The following is a 20,000-nucleotide window of genomic DNA, read 5'->3' as shown; positions in this document are numbered from 1 at the left end:
GTGTGCGTACGCTGCCCAGCGAACTGGCCCTTACGTACGGTGACTGTCCCGAGACTGTCCGGTCCTGTCCCGGCTGTCCGGGGTGGCCCTCCGGGTAGGGGCGGCTGAGGAGGTGGGCGCGCATGAGCGTGGACATGGTGGACGACAAGGGGACGGACGAGCCGGGCTGGGAGGTCGACCCGGACGACGAGTCCGGAGCGGCGGTCGTGGCGGCTGTGGGCCGCCAGATCAGGCTGTGGCGAGAGGCGGCAGGCCTCCGCGCGGTCGATTTCGGAGAGCTCGTCGGGTACGGCGAGGACATGATCCGCAAGATCGAGCGCGGGGCACGCATCCCGCGCCCCGAGTTCCTGGACAGGGTGGACGAGGTCGTGGGGGCCGGCGGGCTCATCTCGGCCATGAAGACGGACGTGGTGGAGGTCCGGTACCCGAAGAAGGTGCGGGATCTGAAGAAGCTGGAGGCGCGAGCGGTCGAGTTCGGCCTCTACAGCACCATCAACATTCACGGTCTCCTCCAGACGAAGGAGTTCGCCTGGGCGCTGCTGCGCACGTGGCGCCCGGCGTATGAATTGGAGGAGCTGGAGCGGCTGGTGGCCGCACGGGTCGATCGGCAGTCGGTGTTCGAGCGGTCTCCGGGGCCCGAGCTCAGCTTCGTCCAGGAAGAGGCGACGCTGCGACGTCCCATCGGAGGGAGAATGGTGCTGCGGGCTCAGCTCGAACGTCTGCTGGAGGTGGGGGAGTTGCCCAACGTCGACATCCAGGTGATGCCGACCGCGCGCGCTGACCACCCCGGCACGGCCGGGCTGATCGAGGTGCTGAAATTCGGGGACGGCACAGCCGTGGGGCGCTCCGATGGCGACTTCAATGGGCGCCCGGTGTCCGACCCGAAAAGGCTCCGGATCTTGGAGCTCCGCTATGGCATCATCCGGGCTCAGGCTCTCACCCCGGTGGAGTCGCGGGCCTTCATCGAACAACTGCTGGGAGAGACATGATCCACGCACCCGAGCTGGAGTGGTTCAAGAGCAGCTACAGCAGCAGCTCGAACGGTGAAGACTGCATCGAGGTCGCCACCACCCCCGCCACCATCCACGTCCGTGACTCCAAGGTCACCGAAGGCCCCCTTCTCGCCTTCGCCCCCCGCGCCTGGGCGGGCTTCGTCGCGTACGCCAGTCAGCGCTGATCCCGCCCGGCCTCCGGGCGGGGCGATCACCCGCGTCCTAGGGTCCGGGTATGAAGCCCAGGGCCGGGGGTGCGCTCACCTCGATCATGGTCGTGCTCACGATGACGACCGGGATGATCGAGGCCGTCAGCTTTCTCGCGCTCGGGCCGGTCTTCACCGCGATGCAGACCGGGAACCTGCTTCTGCTCGCGTTCGCGCTCACCGGCGCCGCCGGGCTCTCGCCGGCCGCCGCCGGGGTCTCCTGCGCCGGGTTCGTGGTCGGCGCGGTGCTCGGGTCGCTGCTCGAGTCGAGCGTGGACGCGCGTGAGCGTCGGTGGTTCGCTCCCGCGTTGCTCGCCGAGGGGGTGCTCCTGGGGGGTGGGGCGCTCGTCGCGTGGCGTACCGGGGTCGACGGGCCGCCCGCGGGGCCCGTGGGCGGGCACCATTTCGTGGTGGTCGCCCTGGTCGCCGCCGCCATGGGGGTACGTAACATCACCACGCTGCGGGTACGGGTCCCGGACGTGCCCACGACGCTGTCCACCCGTGCCCTGACCGCCTTCCTCGGCGGCCTGCCGCACGTCGCCGACCCGCGCATCGGTTCGGGGGCCCGGCATGAGGGGCGGCGGTTCGCCTCGATCGGCGCGATGTTCGTGGGGGGCCTGCTGGGTGGCTGGCTGCTGCATGAGGGCGTGCGCCCGGCGGTGGTGCTGGGGGTTCCGTGCGTGCTGGTGCTGCTGCTCGGTCTCGCGTCCTGGGCGGTGCCCGCCCGGCGTACGACCGAACCCGGCTGACCGCAGGGCCGCGACCGACCCGAACGCCCCCGCCGCGGACCGCGCCCGACCTGCGCACTCGTACCGTGCCGACACCGACCCGACCGGCGCACCCGGCCCCCAGCGCGCCCGCCCCCACCCGTCCGCCCCGAAGGGCCCCCACCCCGGAGGGTCGGCGTTTGACTTGCGTCACGTGCGGGGTATTCTCTCCGGCTCGATTGGCCAGGCCCGCATCCCGTATGGCAGACTGCTGGGGTTGCTCGGTTGAGTGCCGATGCTGCGCGCCTCCCGTCGGGAGGACCGGAAGCGAGTCCCACAGTACTCGTCGACCCCTCGGGTCGGACGTACGGGAATCTTCCGGGAAGTGTCAGCGGGGTACCGGCCAGGCGCTCGGGTGGTGTTCTGCCCCCCGGCTTCGCGGTTCTGGGAACCGCACCCCCTTGGTTGGGAGATCCCTAGGGATTTCTGCGTAGAGGGAGTGCGACACGCCCGACCGCGTGGGTCGGAGGCGGAGTCAAGAGAACCCCCGAGTACCAGAGCGTTAACCAAGACAAAGGACTACTGAGTAGCCATGGCGGGACAGAAGATCCGCATCCGGCTCAAGGCCTACGACCACGAGGTCATCGATTCCTCGGCGAAGAAGATCGTCGAGACGGTGACGCGTACTGGTGCGTCGGTCGCGGGCCCGGTGCCGCTGCCCACTGAGAAGAACGTGTACTGCGTCATCAAGTCGCCGCACAAGTACAAGGACTCGCGCGAGCACTTCGAGATGCGCACGCACAAGCGCCTCATCGACATCCTCGACCCCACGCCGAAGACGGTTGACTCGCTCATGCGCCTCGACCTCCCGGCGGGCGTCGACATCGAGATCAAGCTCTGAGGTGACGCGCGAGATGGCTAAGAACATCAAGGGCATCCTGGGCGAGAAGCTCGGCATGACGCAGGTCTGGGACGAGAACAACCGGGTTGTCCCGGTGACCGTCGTCAAGGCCGGCCCCAATGTCGTGACCCAGGTGCGTACGAACGACATCGACGGCTACGAGTCGGTCCAGATCGCCTTCGGCGAGATCGACCCGCGCAAGGTGAACAAGCCCCTCAAGGGCCACTTCGCCAAGGCCGACGTCACCCCGCGCCGTCACCTTGTGGAGCTCCGCACCGCTGACGCCTCCGAGTACACGCTCGGCCAGGAAATCACCGCCGAGCTCTTCGAGGCCGGTGTGAAGGTCGACGTCACCGGTAAGAGCAAGGGCAAGGGCTTCGCCGGTGTCATGAAGCGCCACAACTTCCGTGGTGGCAAGGCCTCCCACGGTGCCCACCGCGTGCACCGTAAGCCCGGTTCGATCGGTGGCTGCGCCACCCCCGGCCGTGTTTTCAAGGGCATGCGCATGGCCGGCCGGATGGGTAACGAGCGCGTGACCACCCAGAACCTGACCGTTCACGCCGTTGACGCGGAGAAGGGCCTGCTCCTGATCAAGGGTGCGGTTCCTGGTCCGAACGGCGGCCTCGTCCTGGTCCGCACCGCGGCCAAGGGGGCCTGAGGATATGAGCACCATTGACATTCTGTCGCCCTCCGGCGACAAGACCGGGACCGTCGAGCTCCCGGCCGAGATCTTCGAGGCCAAGATCAGCATCCCGCTGATCCACCAGGTCGTCGTCGCGCAGCTGGCCGCCGCCCGTCAGGGCACGCACAAGGTCAAGCGTCGTGGCGAGGTCCGTGGTGGTGGCAAGAAGCCGTACCGCCAGAAGGGCACCGGCCGCGCCCGTCAGGGTTCGACCCGCGCCCCGCAGTTCGCCGGTGGTGGCGTCGTGCACGGTCCCGTGCCGCGTGACTACTCGCAGCGGACCCCCAAGAAGATGAAGGTCGCCGCCCTCCGCGGTGCCCTCTCCGACCGGGCGAACCACTCCCGCATCCACGTCGTCTCCGGCGTGGTCGAGAGCGGCATCTCCACCAAGGCCGCCAAGACGCTGTTCGGCAAGATCTCGGAGCGCAAGAACCTGCTCCTGGTCGTCGACCGCGCCGACGAGGCCGCGTGGCTGTCCGCCCGCAACCTGCCCCAGGTGCACATCCTGGAGCCGGGCCAGCTGAACACGTACGACGTGATGCGATCCGACGACGTGGTCTTCACCCAGGCCGCCCTCGAGTCCTTCGTGTCTGGCCCCAAGGCCGCTGACAACGAAGGGAGCGAGGCCTGATGTCCGAGGCCACGATCACCAGCAAGACCTTCACGGACCCGCGTGACATCCTCGTCAAGCCGGTTGTTTCCGAGAAGAGCTACGCGCTGCTCGACGAGAACAAGTACACGTTCATCGTTGCGCCCGGCGCCAACAAGACTCAGATCAAGCAGGCCGTCGAGGCGGTCTTCTCGGTCAAGGTCACCGGGGTCAACACGATCAACCGCCAGGGCAAGCGCAAGCGCACCAAGGCCGGTTTCGGTAAGCGCAAGGACACCAAGCGCGCCATCGTGACCCTTGCCGAGGGCAACCGTATCGACATCTTCGGCGGCCCGACCGCCTGACGGCGGTCGAGTCGTCCGGAATCGGACGAGGACTGAGAAATGGGAATCCGCAAGTACAAGCCGACTACGCCGGGCCGTCGTGGCTCCTCCGTAGCCGACTTCGTCGAGATCACGCGGTCCACGCCGGAGAAGTCGCTGGTTCGCCCGCTGCACAGCAAGGGCGGCCGTAACAACGCCGGTCGGATCACCGTTCGCCACCAGGGTGGCGGACACAAGCGCGCCTACCGCGTGATCGACTTCCGTCGTCACGACAAGGACGGCGTGCCGGCCAAGGTCGCGCACATCGAGTACGACCCCAACCGCACCGCGCGCATCGCGCTGCTGCACTACGCCGACGGCGAGAAGCGCTACATCATCGCGCCGCGCGGTCTGCAGCAGGGTGACCGGATTGAGAACGGCCCTGGCGCCGACATCAAGCCGGGCAACAACCTCGCGCTCCGCAACATCCCGGTCGGTACCACGATCCACGCGATCGAGCTCCGTCCCGGTGGTGGCGCCAAGTTCGCCCGTTCCGCGGGTGCTTCGGTGCAGCTGCTCGCGAAGGAGGGCACGATGGCCCACCTTCGTATGCCTTCCGGTGAGATCCGCCTGGTCGACGCGCGCTGCCGCGCGACCGTCGGTGAGGTCGGCAACGCCGAGCAGTCGAACATCAACTGGGGCAAGGCCGGCCGTATGCGGTGGAAGGGCGTTCGCCCGACCGTCCGTGGTGTCGCGATGAACCCGGTCGACCACCCGCACGGTGGTGGTGAGGGTAAGACCAGCGGTGGTCGACACCCCGTGTCCCCGTGGGGCAAGAAGGAAATGCGTACTCGCGACCGTAACAAGGCCAGCGACAAGTACATCGTCCGCCGCCGCAAGACGAACAAGAAGCGCTAGGAGCGGGTTTAGATGCCGCGCAGTCTCAAGAAGGGACCCTTCGTTGACGGCCACCTCGTAAAGAAGGTGGACGCTCAGAACGAAGCTGGTACCAAGAACGTCATCAAGACCTGGTCCCGTCGCTCGATGATCATCCCGGCCTTCCTCGGCCACACGATCGCGGTGCACAACGGCAAGACCCACATTCCGGTGTTTGTCACCGAGTCGATGGTCGGCCACAAGCTCGGCGAGTTCTCGCCGACGCGCACCTTCCGGGGTCACGTCAAGGACGACCGGAAGTCGAAGCGCCGCTAGTAGCGGGGTGGAATGACCATGACAGACACTGGAAGGACAACCATGGAAGCCAGGGCCCAGGCGCGGTACATCCGCGTTACGCCCATGAAGGCCCGCCGAGTGGTGGACCTTATCCGTGGCATGGATGCCACGGAGGCTCAGGCGGTCCTGCGTTTCGCCCCGCAGGCCGCGAGCGTGCCGGTCGGCAAGGTGCTTGACAGCGCCATTGCCAACGCCGCGCACAACTACGACCACAGTGACGCCTCTTCGCTGTTCATCAGCGAGGCGTTCGTGGATGAGGGCCCGACCCTGAAGCGGTTCCGTCCGCGTGCTCAGGGCCGTGCCTACCGGATCCGTAAGCGGACCAGCCACATCACCGTGGTCGTCAGCAGCAAGGAAGGAACCCGGTAATGGGCCAGAAGGTTAACCCGCATGGGTTCCGGCTCGGCATCACCACGGACTTCAAGTCCCGTTGGTACGCCGACAAGCTGTACAAGGACTACGTCAAGGAAGACGTCGCCATCCGTCGGATGATGACGTCCGGCATGGAGCGCGCCGGCATCTCGAAGGTTGAGATCGAGCGCACCCGTGACCGCGTGCGGGTGGACATCCACACCGCGCGTCCCGGCATCGTCATCGGCCGCCGTGGCGCCGAGGCCGACCGCATCCGCGGTGACCTCGAGAAGCTCACGGGCAAGCAGGTCCAGCTGAACATCCTCGAGGTCAAGAACCCCGAGATGGACGCTCAGCTGGTTGCTCAGGCCGTTGCCGAGCAGCTCTCCTCCCGCGTCTCCTTCCGTCGCGCCATGCGTAAGAGCATGCAGGGCACGATGAAGGCCGGCGCCAAGGGCATCAAGATCCAGTGCGGCGGTCGCCTCGGCGGCGCCGAGATGTCCCGCTCGGAGTTCTACCGCGAGGGCCGCGTGCCCCTGCACACCCTCCGTGCGAACGTCGACTACGGCTTCTTCGAGGCCAAGACGACCTTCGGCCGCATCGGCGTGAAGGTCTGGATCTACAAGGGCGACGTCAAGAACATCGCCGAGGTCCGCGCCGAGAACGCTGCGGCCCGTGCGGGTAACCGCCCGGCCCGTGGTGCGGGTGGCGCTGGCGACCGTCCCGCCGGCCGTGGTGGCCGTGGTGGCGAGCGTGGCGGCCGCGGCCGCAAGCCGCAGCAGCAGTCCGCGCCGGCTGCCGAGGCCCCCAAGGCCGACGCTCCCGCCGCCGCTGCCGCTCCGGCTGAGAGCACCGGAACGGAGGCCTGACCGAAATGCTGATCCCCCGTAGGGTCAAGCACCGCAAGCAGCACCACCCCAAGCGCTCGGGTATGAGCAAGGGTGGCACGCAGGTTGCGTTCGGCGAGTACGGCATTCAGGCCCTCACGCCGGCGTACGTGACGAACCGCCAGATCGAGGCGGCTCGTATCGCGATGACCCGCCACATCAAGCGTGGCGGCAAGGTCTGGATCAACATCTACCCGGACCGCCCGCTGACCAAGAAGCCTGCCGAGACCCGCATGGGTTCCGGTAAGGGTTCGCCGGAGTGGTGGATCGCGAACGTCAAGCCCGGTCGGGTGATGTTCGAGCTGTCCTACCCGAACGAGAAGATCGCGCGCGAGGCCCTGACCCGTGCGGCCCACAAGCTGCCGATGAAGTGCAAGATCGTTAAGCGCGAAGCAGGTGAGCTGTGATGACCGCCGGTACCAAGGCGTCCGAGCTGCGCGAGCTGGGCAACGAAGAGCTTCTCAACAAGCTCCGCGAGGCCAAGGAAGAGCTGTTCAACCTCCGCTTCCAGGCGGCGACGGGCCAGCTCGAGAACCACGGTCGGCTCAAGTCCGTCCGTAAGGACATCGCCCGGATCTACACCCTGATGCGTGAGCGCGAGCTGGGCATCGAGACGGTGGAGAACGCCTGATGAGCGAGAGCAATGTGACTGAGCAGAAGACCGAGCGCAACGCTCGCAAGGTCCGCGAGGGCCTGGTCGTCAGCGACAAGATGGACAAGACCGTCGTCGTCGCTGTCGAGGACCGCGTCAAGCACGCGCTGTACGGCAAGGTCATCCGCCGTACGAACAAGCTCAAGGCTCACGACGAGACCAACGCTGCCGGCATCGGCGACCGCGTCCTCCTGATGGAGACCCGGAAGCTGTCCGCCACGAAGCACTGGCGCGTCATCGAGATCCTCGAGAAGGCCAAGTAAGCACTTGAAGGGGTAACCCTTCGAGTTCGTTCCGCCAGGCTCGGCAGGGGCACTTCGGTGCCCCTGCCGGGAACCGGCAGACAATCAGGAGATAGACGTGATCCAGCAGGAGTCGCGACTGCGTGTCGCCGACAACACTGGTGCCAAGGAGATCCTTTGCATCCGTGTTCTCGGTGGCTCCGGTCGCCGCTACGCGGGCATCGGTGACGTCATCGTCGCCACCGTCAAGGACGCGATCCCCGGCGGCAACGTGAAGAAGGGTGACGTCGTCAAGGCTGTCATCGTTCGCACCGTCAAGGAGCGCCGCCGCCAGGACGGCTCGTACATCCGCTTCGACGAGAACGCCGCTGTCATTCTCAAGAACGACGGCGACCCTCGCGGCACCCGTATCTTCGGCCCGGTCGGCCGTGAGCTGCGCGAGAAGAAGTTCATGAAGATCATCTCGCTCGCGCCGGAGGTGCTGTAAGCATGAAGATCAAGAAGGGCGACCTGGTTCAGGTCATCACCGGTAAGGACAAGGGCAAGCAGGGCAAGGTCATCACGGCCTTCCCCCGCGAGAACCGCGTCCTGGTCGAGGGTGTCAACCGGGTCAAGAAGCACACCAAGGCCGGCCCGTCGCAGGCCGGTGGCATCGTCACGACCGAGGCGCCTGTCCACGTCTCCAACGTCCAGCTGGTCGTTGAGAAGGACGGCAAGAAGGTCGTCACGCGCGTCGGTTACCGCTTCGACGACGAGGGCAACAAGATCCGCGTTGCCAAGCGGACGGGTGAGGACATCTGATGGCTACCACCACCACTCCGCGTCTCAAGACGAAGTACCGCGAGGAGATCGCGGGCAAGCTGCGTGAGGAGTTCTCGTACGAGAACGTCATGCAGATCCCCGGTCTCGTCAAGGTCGTGGTCAACATGGGTGTGGGCGACGCCGCCCGCGACTCCAAGCTGATCGAGGGCGCCATCCGCGACCTCACCACGATCACCGGTCAGAAGCCGGCCGTCACCAAGGCTCGCAAGTCCATCGCGCAGTTCAAGCTGCGTGAGGGCCAGCCGATCGGTGCGCACGTCACCCTCCGTGGCGACCGCATGTGGGAGTTCCTGGACCGCACCCTGTCGCTCGCGCTTCCGCGCATCCGCGACTTCCGTGGTCTGTCCCCCAAGCAGTTCGACGGGCGTGGCAACTACACCTTCGGTCTCACGGAGCAGGTCATGTTCCACGAGATCGACCAGGACAAGATCGACCGTGTCCGGGGTATGGACATCACCGTGGTCACCACGGCGACCAACGACGCTGAGGGCCGCGCCCTTCTCCGTCACCTCGGCTTCCCCTTCAAGGAGGCGTAAGCGAGATGGCGAAGAAGTCCCTCATCGCGAAGGCTGCCCGCAAGCCTAAGTTCGGCGTGCGCGGCTACACGCGCTGCCAGCGCTGTGGCCGTCCCCACTCCGTGTACCGCAAGTTCGGCCTGTGCCGCGTGTGCCTTCGTGAGATGGCTCACCGTGGCGAGCTGCCGGGCGTGACCAAGAGCTCCTGGTAATCCCCGTACTTCTGGGATAACCGGAGTCTCTCGGTAAGCAATGGGTTGGCAGAGGCCCACCCTTCCATGGCTTAGGCTAGGAGGGTTGGGCGTCTGCCGCCCGTACGACTTACTACGCCGTAGGTCCCCGCGCCGCACCCGTCCCGCCCCTGTGTGGGGAGAGGGATGGCGCATACAGGAAACCCCGGCGAGAGAGGCCGAAGGCCAATTCATGACCATGACTGATCCGATCGCGGACATGCTGACTCGTCTGCGTAACGCGAACTCGGCATACCACGACACCGTGACGATGCCGCACAGCAAGATCAAGTCTCACATCGCGGAAATCCTCCAGCAGGAGGGCTTCATCACGGGCTGGAAGGTCGAGGACGCCGAAGTCGGCAAGAACCTCGTCCTCGAGCTCAAGTTCGGTCCGAACCGTGAGCGCTCCATCGCGGGCATCAAGCGGATCTCGAAGCCGGGCCTCCGGGTTTACGCGAAGTCCACCAACCTGCCGAAGGTTCTCGGTGGCCTGGGCGTGGCGATCATCTCCACGTCCCACGGTCTCCTGACCGGCCAGCAGGCAGGCAAGAAGGGCGTAGGTGGGGAAGTCCTCGCCTACGTCTGGTAGTCGGGAACGGAGGAATAGCTAATGTCGCGTATTGGCAAGCTGCCTATCCAGGTTCCCGCCGGCGTGGACGTCACCATCGAGGGCCGCGCGGTCACGGTGAAGGGTTCCAAGGGCACCCTGAGCCACACCGTTGCCGCGCCGATCGACATCGTTAAGGGTGAGGACGGCGTTCTCAACGTCACCCGCCCGAACGACGAGCGTCAGAACAAGGCCCTCCACGGCCTGTCCCGCACGCTGGTGGCCAACATGATCACCGGTGTGACCCAGGGTTACGTGAAGGCGCTCGAGATCAGCGGTGTCGGTTACCGCGTTGCCGCGAAGGGCTCCAGCCTGGAGTTCCAGCTCGGCTACAGCCACCCGATCCTGGTCGAGGCGCCCGAGGGCATCTCGTTCAAGGTCGAGTCCCCGACCAAGTTCTCGGTCGAGGGCATCGACAAGCAGAAGGTCGGCGAGGTCGCGGCGAACATCCGCAAGCTGCGGAAGCCCGACCCGTACAAGGCCAAGGGCGTCAAGTACGCCGGCGAGGTCATCCGCCGCAAGGTCGGAAAGGCTGGTAAGTAAGCCATGGCATACGGTGTGAAGATCGCCAAGGGCGACGCTTACAAGCGTGCGGCCAAGGCTCGCCGCCACATCCGCATCCGCAAGAACGTGTCGGGTACGGCGGAGCGTCCGCGCCTCGTCGTGACGCGTTCCAACCGGGGCATCACCGCTCAGGTCATCGACGACCTCAAGGGTCACACCCTTGCGTCCGCGTCGAACCTGGACGCGTCGATCCGCGGTGGCGAGGGTGACAAGTCGACGCAGGCCAAGCAGGTCGGCGCTCTTGTCGCCGAGCGCGCCAAGGCCGCTGGTGTCGAGACTGTCGTGTTCGACCGTGGTGGCAACAGGTACGCCGGGCGCATTGCCGCTCTGGCTGACGCCGCCCGCGAAGCCGGGCTGAAGTTCTAAGCCCCGGTTCCGGGACTAACGGACGTAACAGAGAGAGGTAATCCAATGGCTGGACCCCAGCGCCGCGGAAGCGGTGCCGGTGGCGGCGAGCGGCGGGACCGGAAGGGCCGCGACGGTGGCCCTGCCGCCGAGAAGACCGCGTACGTTGAGCGCGTTGTCGCGATCAACCGCGTCGCCAAGGTTGTCAAGGGTGGTCGTCGCTTCAGCTTCACCGCGCTGGTCGTGGTGGGCGATGGTGACGGCACCGTAGGTGTCGGTTACGGCAAGGCCAAGGAAGTTCCCGCGGCCATCGCCAAGGGTGTCGAGGAAGCCAAGAAGAACTTCTTCAAGGTTCCCCGCATCCAGGGCACCATCCCGCACCCGATCACGGGTGAGCGTGCCGCGGGCGTCGTGCTGCTGAAGCCGGCTTCCCCCGGTACCGGTGTTATCGCCGGTGGCCCGGTGCGCGCCGTTCTGGAGTGCGCCGGCGTTCACGACATCCTGTCGAAGTCGCTCGGCTCTTCGAACGCGATCAACATCGTGCACGCGACCGTGGCGGCCCTCAAGGGCCTGCAGCGTCCCGAGGAGATCGCGGCTCGCCGTGGTCTGCCCCTCGAGGACGTCGCCCCCGCGGCTCTGCTTCGTGCACGTGCGGGAGCGGGTGCGTAATGGCTCGCCTCAAGATCACGCAGACGAAGTCGTACATCGGCAGCAAGCAGAACCACCGCGACACCCTGCGTTCGCTCGGGCTCAAGCGCCTGAACGACGTGGTCGTCAAGGAGGACCGCCCCGAGTTCCGCGGAATGGTGCACACCGTCCGCCACCTCGTGACGGTTGAGGAGGTCGACTGACATGGCGGAGAACAACCCGCTGAAGGTCCACAACCTCCGTCCCGCCCCGGGCGCCAAGACCGCCAAGACCCGTGTGGGTCGTGGTGAGGCGTCGAAGGGTAAGACGGCCGGTCGTGGTACCAAGGGCACCAAGGCCCGTTACCAGGTTCCGCAGCGCTTCGAGGGTGGGCAGATGCCCCTCCACATGCGTCTGCCGAAGCTCAAGGGCTTCAAGAACCCGTTCCGCACCGAGTTCCAGGTCGTGAACCTGGACAAGCTGGCCGCGCTCTACCCGCAGGGTGGCGAGGTCACGGTGGCCGATCTGGTCGCCAAGGGTGCGGTTCGCAAGAACCAGCTCGTCAAGGTGCTCGGCACCGGCGAGATCACCGTGGCGCTGCAGGTTTCGGTTGACGCCGTCTCCGGCTCCGCCAAGGAGAAGATCGCCGCCGCTGGTGGCACCGTCACCGAGCTCGTCTGAGTCTCGGCCTGACAGCACTGAGCCCGGCCGGTTCCCCCTCGGGGGAGCCGGCCGGGCTTCTTGCGACCCTCCGTGCCGCCCTGGCCCCTGAGGGCATGTCAACGGTCGTACAGGACTCCCGTAACCGGCCCTGGGGGCACGATCCGCTCGAACGGTGGCCGATACCGGGTTGACGTGCCTGAGAGACGTTTCCCGCTGGCTGTAGGGGCGGGTATGGTAGCGGCTGTTAGCTTCCCCGGCAGTCTGCGCTTGTTGCGTGCGGCTGCCGTGTTCTGTAATTGCTCACACTTCAAACCGTCACCCTCACGCGCGTAACGCGGGGGTCGCAGGAGGCACCGTGCTCACCGCGTTCGCCCGGGCGTTCAAGACGCCCGACCTGCGCAAGAAGATTCTCTTCACGCTCGGCATCATCGTGCTGTACCGGCTCGGGGCGCACATCCCCGTACCCGGTGTCAGTTACCAGGCCGTCCAGCAGTGTGTGGACCAGGCGAGCCAGGGCAACAACTCCCTGTTCGGTCTGGTGAACATGTTCAGTGGCGGGGCGCTGCTGCAGATCACGATCTTCGCGCTCGGCATCATGCCGTACATCACGGCGAGCATCATCCTGCAGCTGCTGACCGTGGTGATCCCCCGCCTCGAGGCCCTCAAGAAGGAGGGACAGTCGGGCACGGCCAAGATCACGCAGTACACGCGTTATCTGACGATCGCGCTCGCCGTCCTCCAGGGGACCGGCCTCGTCGCCACGGCGAAGAGCGGTGCGCTGTTCAGCGGCTGCACGGTCGCCAACCAGGTCGTTCCGAACCCGTCGATCTTCACCATCACCACGATGGTCATCACGATGACCGCCGGTACCGCGGTGGTCATGTGGATGGGTGAGGTCATCACCGACCGCGGCATCGGCAACGGCATGTCGATCCTGATGTTCATCTCGATCGCCGCCGGCTTCCCCGGCGCGCTGTGGAAGATCAAGGTCGAGGGTGACCTGGCCGACGGCTGGATCGAGTTCGGCACCGTGATCCTCGTCGGATTCGCGATGGTCGGCCTCGTCGTCTTCGTCGAGCAGGCCCAGCGTCGCATCCCGGTGCAGTACGCGAAGCGGATGATCGGCCGCAGGTCCTACGGCGGTACGTCCACTTACATCCCGCTCAAGGTGAACCAGGCAGGTGTGATTCCTGTCATCTTCGCCTCGTCGCTGCTCTACATCCCGGCCTTGATCGCTCAGTTCTCGAGCTCGTCCGCAGGGTGGAAGACCTGGATCGAAGCCCACTTCGTCAAGGGTGACCACCCCTACTACATCGCTACGTACTTCCTCCTGATCGTGTTCTTCGCCTTCTTCTACGTGGCGATCTCGTTCAACCCCGAGGAAGTCGCGGACAACATGAAGAAGTATGGTGGCTTCATCCCGGGTATCCGGGCTGGTCGACCTACTGCCGAGTACCTGAGCTACGTGCTCAACAGGATCACTTGGCCGGGCTCGCTGTATCTGGGTCTGATCGCTCTTGTGCCGACGATGGCGTTGGCGGGCTTCGGCGGTGCCAATGCCAACTTCCCCTTCGGTGGGACGAGCATCCTCATCATCGTGGGTGTGGGGCTGGAGACCGTGAAGCAGATCGAGAGCCAGCTCCAGCAGCGCAATTACGAAGGGTTCCTCCGCTGATGCGAATCGTCCTCGTCGGACCGCCCGGGGCCGGGAAGGGTACGCAGGCCGCGTTCCTTGCCAAGAACCTGGAAATTCCGCACATCTCCACCGGTGACCTGTTCCGTGCCAACATCTCGCAGGGCACGGAGCTGGGCATGAAGGCAAAGGCGTACATGGACGCCGGCGACCTCGTGCCCGACGAGGTGACCATCGGGATGGCCAAGGACCGCATGGAGCAGGCCGACGCCGTCAACGGCTTCCTGCTCGACGGCTTCCCGCGCAACGTGGCTCAGGCCGAGGCGCTGGACGTGGTCCTGAAGGCCGAGGACATGCAGCTGGACGCGGTCCTGGACCTGGAGGTCCCCGAGGACGAGGTCGTGAAGCGGATCGCGGGTCGCCGCATCTGCCGCAACGACAGCGCGCACGTGTTCCACCTGACGTACAACGCTCCGAAGACCGAGGGCGTCTGTGACGTCTGCGGCGGCGAGCTCTTCCAGCGCGACGACGACTCCGAGGAGACCGTCCGCCGGCGCCTGGAGGTCTACCACACGCAGACCGAGCCGATCATCGACTACTACCGGGCGCAGAACCTGGTCGTGACGATCTCGGCGCTCGGCAAGGTGGACGAGGTCACCGCGAAGGCGATGGCCGCGCTCAAGAAGTAGCCCTGGTTCGTACGACACGGCCGCGGTGCCCCTGGGGGGCGCCGCGGCCGTATCGTTGTTCTGTCCGTGTACTCGCAAGGAAAGGCCCCCGTCACGATGGTGCAGATCAAGACCCCTGAGCAGATCGCGAAGATGCGCGAGGCGGGGCTGGTCGTCGCAGCCATCCACGCGGCCACACGCGAGGCGGCCGTGCCGGGAGCGACGACGAAGGACCTCGACGAGGTCGCCCGCAAGGTCATCGCGGACCACGGCGCGAAGTCGAACTTCCTCGGGTACGGCGGCTTCCCCGCCACGATCTGCACCTCGGTGAACGAGGTCGTCGTACACGGCATCCCGGACGAGAAGACCGTCCTCAAGGACGGCGACATCATCTCCATCGACGCCGGCGCGATCATCGACGGCTGGCACGGCGACGCCGCGTACACGGCCTTCGTCGGCACCGGTCACGCCCCGGAGCTGGTCGAGCTCTCCCGGGTGACCGAGGAGTCGATGTGGGCCGGTATCGCCGCGATGAAGGCCGGCAACCGCCTGGTGGACATCTCGCGGGCGATCGAGACGTACATCCGCCGCCAGCCGAAGCCCGGCGGCGGCAAGTACGGCATCGTCGAGGACTACGGCGGCCACGGCATCGGCACCGAGATGCACATGGACCCGCACCTGCTGAACTACGTCACCCGCAAGCGCGGCAAGGGCCCGAAGCTGGTCCCCGGCTTCTGCCTGGCGATCGAGCCGATGGTCGCGCTCGGCACCCCGCACACGGAGGTCCTTGCGGACGACTGGACGGTCGTCTCCACGGACGGCACCTGGTCCTCCCACTGGGAGCACTCGATCGCCCTGACGGAGGACGGCCCGCTGGTCCTGACCGCCCCGGACGGCGGCAAGGCGAAGCTTGCCGAGCTGGGCGTCGTGGCGGCGCCGGACCCGCTGGCGTAGGCGAGCGCGCGGGTCGCTCTGCCCCTCGCCCCGGCTCCGCCGGTCGGAGGCCGGCGCAGCTGCCCGAAGCCTGTGAGGCGCCCCCAGGGCGCCGAGCCCGCGAGGGCTGCGTCGAGGAATGGGTCGGAGGCAAGGCGAAGCTTGCCGAGCTGGGCGTCGTGGCGGCGCCGGATCCGCTGGCGTAAGGGCTTCGTAGTGCGGCGTGGCTCCTTGCGTAAGGATCTTTCCGGGTGGGCAAACTCTCCGGATTCGTCTTTTCCAGGGGCCTGACGTAGACTGATGCGTCGGCTCTCGTGTACCCGTGTGTCCGCACACGGATCGGGAGTCGATCAAGGTAGCCGATTCGAAGGGCGAAGAGTGGCCAAGAAGCAAGGTGCCATCGAGATCGAGGGCACCGTGATCGAGTCTCTGCCGAACGCCATGTTCAAGGTGGAGCTCCAGAACGGTCACAAAGTCCTCGCGCACATCTCCGGCAAGATGCGGATGCACTACATCCGGATCCTTCCGGACGACCGGGTCGTCGTGGAGCTCTCTCCGTACGACCTGACGCGCGGCCGCATCGTCTACCGGTACAAGTAGATCTTGCCCGCACCCCGGCTCTGCCGCGGGTGGTGGCACTGACCCGGAGAACCTCACATCCCATGAAGGTCAAGCCGAGCGTCAAGAAGATCTGCGACAAGTGCAAGGTGATCCGCCGTCACGGTCGGGTCATGGTCATCTGCGACAACCTGCGCCACAAGCAGCGCCAGGGCTGACGCACGCCGACCGACCTGCACCCCGCAGTTCTTCGCGCGACGCAAGCAATTCGTACATACGCAGAGCCCGCCCAGCCCGCAAGGGTCGGCGGCACCTCCGGCGGGGGCCGGAGACCCGATTCGTACCTCATACGGCGAATGGGGAGCGGCACTGCGGAAGACCCCCGAACACACAGGAGCCATTGAATGGCACGCGTTTCCGGTGTTGACATCCCGCGCGAAAAGCGTGTGGAGATCGCACTCACCTACGTCTTCGGTATCGGGCGTACCCGGTCCAAGGAGATCCTCGCCTCGACCGGCGTGAACCCGAACACCCGCGTTCGTGACCTGGCCGAAGAGGACCTGGTCAAGATCCGCGAGTACGTGGACGCCAACCTCCAGACCGAGGGTGACCTCCGCCGCGAGATCCAGGGCGACATCCGCCGCAAGATCGAGATCCAGTGCTACCAGGGCATCCGTCACCGTCGTGGCCTGCCCGTGCACGGACAGCGCACCAGCACGAACGCCCGTACCCGCAAGGGCCCGCGTCGCGCCATCGCCGGTAAGAAGAAGCCGGGCAAGAAGTAGTCCTCAGCGGACGCTCGACCAAGCGGTCTTCGCTGTAGGACCGACCACCTCCCGTAGGAGTAATAGATGCCCCCCAAGGGTCGTCAGGGCGCTGCCAAGAAGGTGCGCCGCAAGGAAAAGAAGAACGTCGCTCACGGCCACGCGCACATCAAGAGCACGTTCAACAACACGATCGTCTCGATCACGGACCCCTCGGGCAACGTGATCTCCTGGGCCTCCGCCGGCCACGTCGGCTTCAAGGGCTCGCGCAAGTCCACCCCGTTCGCCGCGCAGATGGCCGCCGAGTCGGCCGCTCGCCGCGCGCAGGAGCACGGCATGCGCAAGGTCGACGTCTTCGTCAAGGGTCCCGGCTCCGGCCGTGAGACCGCGATCCGCTCCCTCCAGGCCACCGGCCTCGAGGTCGGCTCGATCCAGGACGTCACCCCCACGCCGCACAACGGCTGCCGTCCGCCGAAGCGTCGTCGCGTCTGACGCTCTGCGTCTGATGTACGACCGGCAACGGTTGTTTTGAGGGTTGGGCGGTACACCTCTTCGGAGGGGTGCCGCCCGTACCCTTGGTAGTACCTCTCTGTCGGACGTCAAATAGTGGGCGTCCACAACCGAAGGATTCACACCATGCTGATCGCTCAGCGTCCCTCGCTGACCGAAGAGGTCGTCGACGAGTTCCGTTCGCGGTTCGTCATCGAGCCCCTGGAGCCGGGCTTCGGCTACACGCTCGGCAACAGCCTCCGCCGTACCCTCCTCTCCTCGATCCCGGGCGCCGCAGTCACGTCCATCCGGATCGACGGTGTCCTGCACGAGTTCACCACCGTGCCGGGCGTCAAGGAGGACGTCACCGACCTCATCCTGAACATCAAGCAGCTGGTCGTCTCCTCGGAGCACGACGAGCCGGTCGTGATGTACCTGCGCAAGCAGGGTCCCGGCCTGGTCACCGCTGCTGACATCGCCCCGCCGGCCGGTGTCGAGGTGCACAACCCCGACCTGGTGCTCGCCACGCTCAACGGCAAGGGCAAGCTGGAGATGGAGCTGACCGTCGAGCGCGGTCGCGGCTACGTCTCCGCCGTGCAGAACAAGCAGGTGGGCCAGGAGATCGGCCGTATCCCGGTCGACTCCATCTACTCGCCGGTGCTCAAGGTCACGTACAAGGTCGAGGCGACCCGTGTCGAGCAGCGCACCGACTTCGACAAGCTGATCGTCGACGTCGAGACCAAGCAGGCCATGCGGCCGCGCGACGCCATGGCGTCCGCCGGTAAGACGCTGGTCGAGCTGTTCGGTCTGGCGCGCGAGCTCAACATCGACGCCGAGGGCATCGACATGGGCCCGTCCCCCACGGACGCCGCCCTTGCCGCCGATCTGGCGCTGCCGATCGAGGAGCTCGAGCTCACCGTTCGTTCGTACAACTGCCTCAAGCGTGAGGGCATCCACTCCGTGGGTGAGCTCGTGGCGCGCTCCGAGGCCGACCTGCTCGACATCCGCAACTTCGGTGCGAAGTCGATCGACGAGGTCAAGGCGAAGCTGGCCGGCATGGGCCTGGCCCTCAAGGACAGCCCGCCCGGATTCGACCCGACCGCCGCCGCCGACGCCTTCGGCGCCGATGACGACGCGGACGCGGGCTTCGTCGAGACCGAGCAGTACTGATATCTGCTGCGGACCGGCTGTGGCTGGTCGCGCAGTTCCCCGCGCCCCTCACGGGGCGCGGGTCTCCGACGGGTAACCGCCCGCTCGGACACTGACACCGGTACCTCATACGGCCGGTGCAGATCACAAGGAGAAACACCATGCCGCGTCCCGCCAAGGGTGCCCGCCTCGGTGGCAGTGCCGCTCACGAGCGTCTGCTGCTCGCCAACCTGGCGAAGTCCCTCTTCGAGCACGGCCGCATCACCACGACCGAGGCCAAGGCTCGCCGCCTGCGTCCGGTCGCCGAGCGCCTGATCACCAAGGCGAAGAAGGGCGACATCCACAACCGTCGCCTGGTGCTGCAGACGATCACGGACAAGGGCATCGTCCACACGCTCTTCACCGAGATCGCCCCGCGCTACTCCGAGCGCCCGGGTGGCTACACCCGTATCACCAAGATCGGCAACCGTCGTGGCGACAACGCCCCGATGGCTGTGATCGAGCTGGTCGAGGGCGAGATCGCCAAGAAGGCGACCGTCGCCGAGGCCGAGGCCGCTGCCAAGCGCGCCGTCAAGGAGGCCGACGAGGCCGCCAAGGTCGAGGACACCAAGGTCGAGGACGCCGCTGAGGCGCCGGCCGAGGAGTCGAAGGACGCGTAAGCGTTCTGACGATCTCGTGGGCGGGCCCGCACCCTCAGGGGTGCGGGCCCGTTCCCGTGTCTTGAGAGGCTTGAGAGGATTTACCGCGTGAGTGACTTCGTGGAGCCCGGGTTCGTACGGGTACGGCTTGACCTTTCCTACGACGGCAAGGACTTCTCCGGCTGGGCCAAGCAGGCCAACGGGCGGCGGACCGTGCAGGGTGACATCGAGGACGCCCTGAAGACGGTCACGCGCTCCACCGAGACGTACGAGCTGACCGTCGCCGGCCGTACGGACGCCGGTGTGCACGCCCGCGGCCAGGTCGCGCACGTCGACCTGCCCGTCGAGCTGTGGGCCGAGCACCAGGACAAGCTGCTGCGCAGGCTCGCCGGGCGGCTCTCGCACGATGTGCGGGTGTGGCGGCTCACCGAGGCTCCCAGCGGGTTCAACGCGCGGTTCTCCGCGATCTGGCGGCGGTACGTCTACCGCGTGACCGACAACCCCGGCGGGGTCGACCCGCTGCTGCGCGGGCACGTCCTGTGGCACGACTGGACGCTCGACATGGACGCCATGAACGCCGCCGCCGAGCGGCTCGTCGGCGAGCACGACTTCGCCGCGTACTGCAAGAAGCGCGAGGGCGCCACCACCATCCGTACGCTCCAGGAGCTGCGGTGGGAGCGGCGGCCCGGCGGGGTCCTCGAAGCGACGGTGAAGGCCGACGCCTTCTGCCACAACATGGTCCGCTCGCTCGTCGGCGCGCTGCTCTTCGTCGGCGACGGCCACCGGCCGGTGGACTGGCCCGGGAAGGTGCTCGCCGCGGGTGTGCGGGACTCCGCCGTGCACGTCGTACGGCCGCACGGGCTGACGCTCGAAGAGGTCGGCTACCCGGCCGACGAGCTCCTGGCCGCCCGCAATCTGGAGGCCAGGAACAAGCGGACCCTGCCCGGAAGTGGCTGTTGCTGATTTTTCGGCTTTTCGGCATTTCGGGTTAAATGCCGATTACGCACAGCCACGTCATGGTGAGGTT

At 66.5% G+C, this 20,000-nt stretch carries 34 protein-coding genes; all 34 read left to right on the top strand.

Annotated elements, in window-relative coordinates:
• The first annotated feature begins 122 nt into the window (after positions 1–122).
• The 34 genes from ACFWRO_RS16060 (at position 123) to truA (ending at position 19,936) form a co-directional block, all read left to right on the top strand.
• Positions 123–989: a helix-turn-helix domain-containing protein gene (locus ACFWRO_RS16060; protein WP_384510092.1), complete on the top strand. Its 867-nt coding sequence runs from the start codon at positions 123–125 to the stop codon at positions 987–989.
• Positions 986–1,177, top strand: coding sequence for a DUF397 domain-containing protein (locus ACFWRO_RS16055; RefSeq protein ID WP_384510090.1), 192 nt, complete (start codon positions 986–988; stop codon positions 1,175–1,177). The genes ACFWRO_RS16060 and ACFWRO_RS16055 overlap by 4 nt, the downstream gene beginning before the upstream one ends.
• 50 nt (positions 1,178–1,227) lie before the next feature.
• Positions 1,228–1,947: a YoaK family protein gene (locus ACFWRO_RS16050; RefSeq protein ID WP_384510088.1), complete on the top strand. Its 720-nt coding sequence runs from the start codon at positions 1,228–1,230 to the stop codon at positions 1,945–1,947.
• Between the two features lie 550 nt (positions 1,948–2,497).
• Positions 2,498–2,806, top strand: coding sequence for a 30S ribosomal protein S10 (gene rpsJ / locus ACFWRO_RS16045; protein ID WP_003948644.1), 309 nt, complete (start codon positions 2,498–2,500; stop codon positions 2,804–2,806).
• Between the two features lie 13 nt (positions 2,807–2,819).
• Entirely contained in the window at positions 2,820–3,464 is a 645-nt protein-coding gene (gene rplC / locus ACFWRO_RS16040) for a 50S ribosomal protein L3 (RefSeq protein WP_260229398.1), read from the top strand.
• A gap of 4 nt (positions 3,465–3,468) precedes the next feature.
• The gene (gene rplD / locus ACFWRO_RS16035) at positions 3,469–4,119 is read left to right on the top strand and encodes a 50S ribosomal protein L4 (protein ID WP_384510086.1); all 651 of its coding nucleotides are present in this window, start codon (positions 3,469–3,471) and stop codon (positions 4,117–4,119) included.
• The gene (gene rplW / locus ACFWRO_RS16030) at positions 4,119–4,442 is read left to right on the top strand and encodes a 50S ribosomal protein L23 (RefSeq protein WP_260229396.1); all 324 of its coding nucleotides are present in this window, start codon (positions 4,119–4,121) and stop codon (positions 4,440–4,442) included. Before rplD ends, rplW begins: the two co-directional genes overlap by 1 nt.
• 39 nt (positions 4,443–4,481) lie before the next feature.
• Positions 4,482–5,318 carry a 50S ribosomal protein L2 gene (gene rplB, locus ACFWRO_RS16025; RefSeq protein WP_384510083.1) on the top strand — a complete coding sequence of 279 codons (837 nt, stop codon included), beginning with the start codon at positions 4,482–4,484 and terminating at the stop codon, positions 5,316–5,318.
• A 12-nt stretch (positions 5,319–5,330) separates the two neighbouring features.
• Positions 5,331–5,612: a 30S ribosomal protein S19 gene (gene rpsS / locus ACFWRO_RS16020; RefSeq protein WP_383550549.1), complete on the top strand. Its 282-nt coding sequence runs from the start codon at positions 5,331–5,333 to the stop codon at positions 5,610–5,612.
• 42 nt (positions 5,613–5,654) lie between these two features.
• Positions 5,655–6,002, top strand: a complete 348-nt coding sequence (gene rplV, locus ACFWRO_RS16015; protein ID WP_135332555.1) for a 50S ribosomal protein L22 — start codon at positions 5,655–5,657, stop codon at positions 6,000–6,002.
• Positions 6,002–6,853 (top strand): 30S ribosomal protein S3, encoded by an 852-nt coding sequence (gene rpsC, locus ACFWRO_RS16010; protein WP_030214015.1) that lies wholly within the window; start codon positions 6,002–6,004, stop codon positions 6,851–6,853. Before rplV ends, rpsC begins: the two co-directional genes overlap by 1 nt.
• 5 nt (positions 6,854–6,858) lie before the next feature.
• Entirely contained in the window at positions 6,859–7,278 is a 420-nt protein-coding gene (rplP, locus tag ACFWRO_RS16005; RefSeq protein WP_015035580.1) for a 50S ribosomal protein L16, read from the top strand.
• A complete protein-coding gene (gene rpmC, locus ACFWRO_RS16000; RefSeq protein ID WP_147980754.1) occupies positions 7,278–7,502 on the top strand; it encodes a 50S ribosomal protein L29 in 225 nt (74 codons plus the stop codon). The genes rplP and rpmC overlap by 1 nt, the downstream gene beginning before the upstream one ends.
• Complete coding sequence (gene rpsQ / locus ACFWRO_RS15995) at positions 7,502–7,786, top strand: 30S ribosomal protein S17 (RefSeq protein WP_384510079.1); 285 nt, start codon at positions 7,502–7,504, stop codon at positions 7,784–7,786. The genes rpmC and rpsQ overlap by 1 nt, the downstream gene beginning before the upstream one ends.
• A gap of 97 nt (positions 7,787–7,883) precedes the next feature.
• Complete coding sequence (gene rplN, locus ACFWRO_RS15990) at positions 7,884–8,252, top strand: 50S ribosomal protein L14 (RefSeq protein ID WP_003956455.1); 369 nt, start codon at positions 7,884–7,886, stop codon at positions 8,250–8,252.
• A 2-nt stretch (positions 8,253–8,254) separates the two neighbouring features.
• Positions 8,255–8,566, top strand: a complete 312-nt coding sequence (gene rplX, locus ACFWRO_RS15985; protein ID WP_015035583.1) for a 50S ribosomal protein L24 — start codon at positions 8,255–8,257, stop codon at positions 8,564–8,566.
• The gene (rplE, locus tag ACFWRO_RS15980; protein ID WP_260229393.1) at positions 8,566–9,123 is read left to right on the top strand and encodes a 50S ribosomal protein L5; all 558 of its coding nucleotides are present in this window, start codon (positions 8,566–8,568) and stop codon (positions 9,121–9,123) included. Before rplX ends, rplE begins: the two co-directional genes overlap by 1 nt.
• A 5-nt stretch (positions 9,124–9,128) precedes the next feature.
• Positions 9,129–9,314 (top strand): type Z 30S ribosomal protein S14, encoded by a 186-nt coding sequence (locus ACFWRO_RS15975; protein WP_024491590.1) that lies wholly within the window; start codon positions 9,129–9,131, stop codon positions 9,312–9,314.
• Between the two features lie 211 nt (positions 9,315–9,525).
• Complete coding sequence (gene rpsH, locus ACFWRO_RS15970; protein WP_030209003.1) at positions 9,526–9,924, top strand: 30S ribosomal protein S8; 399 nt, start codon at positions 9,526–9,528, stop codon at positions 9,922–9,924.
• A gap of 21 nt (positions 9,925–9,945) precedes the next feature.
• Positions 9,946–10,485: a 50S ribosomal protein L6 gene (rplF, locus tag ACFWRO_RS15965; protein WP_384510075.1), complete on the top strand. Its 540-nt coding sequence runs from the start codon at positions 9,946–9,948 to the stop codon at positions 10,483–10,485.
• A gap of 3 nt (positions 10,486–10,488) precedes the next feature.
• Positions 10,489–10,872 carry a 50S ribosomal protein L18 gene (gene rplR, locus ACFWRO_RS15960; RefSeq protein WP_361761314.1) on the top strand — a complete coding sequence of 128 codons (384 nt, stop codon included), beginning with the start codon at positions 10,489–10,491 and terminating at the stop codon, positions 10,870–10,872.
• Between the two features lie 45 nt (positions 10,873–10,917).
• A complete protein-coding gene (rpsE, locus tag ACFWRO_RS15955; RefSeq protein WP_053682615.1) occupies positions 10,918–11,520 on the top strand; it encodes a 30S ribosomal protein S5 in 603 nt (200 codons plus the stop codon).
• Positions 11,520–11,702 carry a 50S ribosomal protein L30 gene (gene rpmD, locus ACFWRO_RS15950; protein WP_005313525.1) on the top strand — a complete coding sequence of 61 codons (183 nt, stop codon included), beginning with the start codon at positions 11,520–11,522 and terminating at the stop codon, positions 11,700–11,702. The genes rpsE and rpmD overlap by 1 nt, the downstream gene beginning before the upstream one ends.
• A 1-nt stretch (position 11,703) precedes the next feature.
• Positions 11,704–12,159 (top strand): 50S ribosomal protein L15, encoded by a 456-nt coding sequence (gene rplO, locus ACFWRO_RS15945; RefSeq protein WP_362013650.1) that lies wholly within the window; start codon positions 11,704–11,706, stop codon positions 12,157–12,159.
• Positions 12,160–12,496: 337 nt separating this feature from the next.
• A complete protein-coding gene (gene secY, locus ACFWRO_RS15940) occupies positions 12,497–13,816 on the top strand; it encodes a preprotein translocase subunit SecY (RefSeq protein ID WP_384510071.1) in 1,320 nt (439 codons plus the stop codon).
• Positions 13,816–14,463 (top strand): adenylate kinase, encoded by a 648-nt coding sequence (locus ACFWRO_RS15935; protein ID WP_384510069.1) that lies wholly within the window; start codon positions 13,816–13,818, stop codon positions 14,461–14,463. Before secY ends, ACFWRO_RS15935 begins: the two co-directional genes overlap by 1 nt.
• A 96-nt stretch (positions 14,464–14,559) precedes the next feature.
• Entirely contained in the window at positions 14,560–15,396 is an 837-nt protein-coding gene (map, locus tag ACFWRO_RS15930) for a type I methionyl aminopeptidase (protein ID WP_384510144.1), read from the top strand.
• A 357-nt stretch (positions 15,397–15,753) separates the two neighbouring features.
• On the top strand, positions 15,754–15,975 hold the full coding sequence (infA, locus tag ACFWRO_RS15925; RefSeq protein ID WP_003956442.1) for a translation initiation factor IF-1: 222 nt from the start codon (positions 15,754–15,756) through the stop codon (positions 15,973–15,975).
• A gap of 62 nt (positions 15,976–16,037) precedes the next feature.
• Positions 16,038–16,151: a 50S ribosomal protein L36 gene (gene rpmJ, locus ACFWRO_RS15920; protein ID WP_003956441.1), complete on the top strand. Its 114-nt coding sequence runs from the start codon at positions 16,038–16,040 to the stop codon at positions 16,149–16,151.
• A gap of 186 nt (positions 16,152–16,337) precedes the next feature.
• Entirely contained in the window at positions 16,338–16,718 is a 381-nt protein-coding gene (gene rpsM, locus ACFWRO_RS15915) for a 30S ribosomal protein S13 (protein WP_005313488.1), read from the top strand.
• Positions 16,719–16,784: 66 nt separating this feature from the next.
• Positions 16,785–17,189: a 30S ribosomal protein S11 gene (rpsK, locus tag ACFWRO_RS15910; RefSeq protein WP_003956432.1), complete on the top strand. Its 405-nt coding sequence runs from the start codon at positions 16,785–16,787 to the stop codon at positions 17,187–17,189.
• Positions 17,190–17,333: 144 nt separating this feature from the next.
• A complete protein-coding gene (locus ACFWRO_RS15905; RefSeq protein ID WP_003966937.1) occupies positions 17,334–18,356 on the top strand; it encodes a DNA-directed RNA polymerase subunit alpha in 1,023 nt (340 codons plus the stop codon).
• A 140-nt stretch (positions 18,357–18,496) separates the two neighbouring features.
• Positions 18,497–18,994 carry a 50S ribosomal protein L17 gene (gene rplQ / locus ACFWRO_RS15900; protein WP_362013653.1) on the top strand — a complete coding sequence of 166 codons (498 nt, stop codon included), beginning with the start codon at positions 18,497–18,499 and terminating at the stop codon, positions 18,992–18,994.
• An 87-nt stretch (positions 18,995–19,081) separates the two neighbouring features.
• Complete coding sequence (truA, locus tag ACFWRO_RS15895) at positions 19,082–19,936, top strand: tRNA pseudouridine(38-40) synthase TruA (RefSeq protein ID WP_384510065.1); 855 nt, start codon at positions 19,082–19,084, stop codon at positions 19,934–19,936.
• Positions 19,937–20,000 lie beyond the last annotated feature (64 nt).

The organism is Streptomyces sp. NPDC058579, from assembly GCF_042718575.1.
GTDB lineage: Bacteria > Actinomycetota > Actinomycetes > Streptomycetales > Streptomycetaceae > Streptomyces.
The sequence above is the reverse complement of the archived record's forward strand: the minus strand, read 5'-3'. Positions and strand labels throughout refer to the sequence as shown.

Coding starts and splice junctions, on each gene's coding strand:
- ACFWRO_RS16060 (WP_384510092.1), top strand. CDS start 123: ATGAGCGTGGACATGGTGGACGACAAGGGGACGGACGAGCCGGGCTGG.
- ACFWRO_RS16055 (WP_384510090.1), top strand. CDS start 986: ATGATCCACGCACCCGAGCTGGAGTGGTTCAAGAGCAGCTACAGCAGC.
- ACFWRO_RS16050 (WP_384510088.1), top strand. CDS start 1,228: ATGAAGCCCAGGGCCGGGGGTGCGCTCACCTCGATCATGGTCGTGCTC.
- rpsJ (WP_003948644.1), top strand. CDS start 2,498: ATGGCGGGACAGAAGATCCGCATCCGGCTCAAGGCCTACGACCACGAG.
- rplC (WP_260229398.1), top strand. CDS start 2,820: ATGGCTAAGAACATCAAGGGCATCCTGGGCGAGAAGCTCGGCATGACG.
- rplD (WP_384510086.1), top strand. CDS start 3,469: ATGAGCACCATTGACATTCTGTCGCCCTCCGGCGACAAGACCGGGACC.
- rplW (WP_260229396.1), top strand. CDS start 4,119: ATGTCCGAGGCCACGATCACCAGCAAGACCTTCACGGACCCGCGTGAC.
- rplB (WP_384510083.1), top strand. CDS start 4,482: ATGGGAATCCGCAAGTACAAGCCGACTACGCCGGGCCGTCGTGGCTCC.
- rpsS (WP_383550549.1), top strand. CDS start 5,331: ATGCCGCGCAGTCTCAAGAAGGGACCCTTCGTTGACGGCCACCTCGTA.
- rplV (WP_135332555.1), top strand. CDS start 5,655: ATGGAAGCCAGGGCCCAGGCGCGGTACATCCGCGTTACGCCCATGAAG.
- rpsC (WP_030214015.1), top strand. CDS start 6,002: ATGGGCCAGAAGGTTAACCCGCATGGGTTCCGGCTCGGCATCACCACG.
- rplP (WP_015035580.1), top strand. CDS start 6,859: ATGCTGATCCCCCGTAGGGTCAAGCACCGCAAGCAGCACCACCCCAAG.
- rpmC (WP_147980754.1), top strand. CDS start 7,278: ATGACCGCCGGTACCAAGGCGTCCGAGCTGCGCGAGCTGGGCAACGAA.
- rpsQ (WP_384510079.1), top strand. CDS start 7,502: ATGAGCGAGAGCAATGTGACTGAGCAGAAGACCGAGCGCAACGCTCGC.
- rplX (WP_015035583.1), top strand. CDS start 8,255: ATGAAGATCAAGAAGGGCGACCTGGTTCAGGTCATCACCGGTAAGGAC.
- rplE (WP_260229393.1), top strand. CDS start 8,566: ATGGCTACCACCACCACTCCGCGTCTCAAGACGAAGTACCGCGAGGAG.
- ACFWRO_RS15975 (WP_024491590.1), top strand. CDS start 9,129: ATGGCGAAGAAGTCCCTCATCGCGAAGGCTGCCCGCAAGCCTAAGTTC.
- rpsH (WP_030209003.1), top strand. CDS start 9,526: ATGACCATGACTGATCCGATCGCGGACATGCTGACTCGTCTGCGTAAC.
- rplF (WP_384510075.1), top strand. CDS start 9,946: ATGTCGCGTATTGGCAAGCTGCCTATCCAGGTTCCCGCCGGCGTGGAC.
- rplR (WP_361761314.1), top strand. CDS start 10,489: ATGGCATACGGTGTGAAGATCGCCAAGGGCGACGCTTACAAGCGTGCG.
- rpsE (WP_053682615.1), top strand. CDS start 10,918: ATGGCTGGACCCCAGCGCCGCGGAAGCGGTGCCGGTGGCGGCGAGCGG.
- rpmD (WP_005313525.1), top strand. CDS start 11,520: ATGGCTCGCCTCAAGATCACGCAGACGAAGTCGTACATCGGCAGCAAG.
- rplO (WP_362013650.1), top strand. CDS start 11,704: ATGGCGGAGAACAACCCGCTGAAGGTCCACAACCTCCGTCCCGCCCCG.
- ACFWRO_RS15935 (WP_384510069.1), top strand. CDS start 13,816: ATGCGAATCGTCCTCGTCGGACCGCCCGGGGCCGGGAAGGGTACGCAG.
- map (WP_384510144.1), top strand. CDS start 14,560: ATGGTGCAGATCAAGACCCCTGAGCAGATCGCGAAGATGCGCGAGGCG.
- rpmJ (WP_003956441.1), top strand. CDS start 16,038: ATGAAGGTCAAGCCGAGCGTCAAGAAGATCTGCGACAAGTGCAAGGTG.
- rpsM (WP_005313488.1), top strand. CDS start 16,338: ATGGCACGCGTTTCCGGTGTTGACATCCCGCGCGAAAAGCGTGTGGAG.
- rpsK (WP_003956432.1), top strand. CDS start 16,785: ATGCCCCCCAAGGGTCGTCAGGGCGCTGCCAAGAAGGTGCGCCGCAAG.
- ACFWRO_RS15905 (WP_003966937.1), top strand. CDS start 17,334: ATGCTGATCGCTCAGCGTCCCTCGCTGACCGAAGAGGTCGTCGACGAG.
- rplQ (WP_362013653.1), top strand. CDS start 18,497: ATGCCGCGTCCCGCCAAGGGTGCCCGCCTCGGTGGCAGTGCCGCTCAC.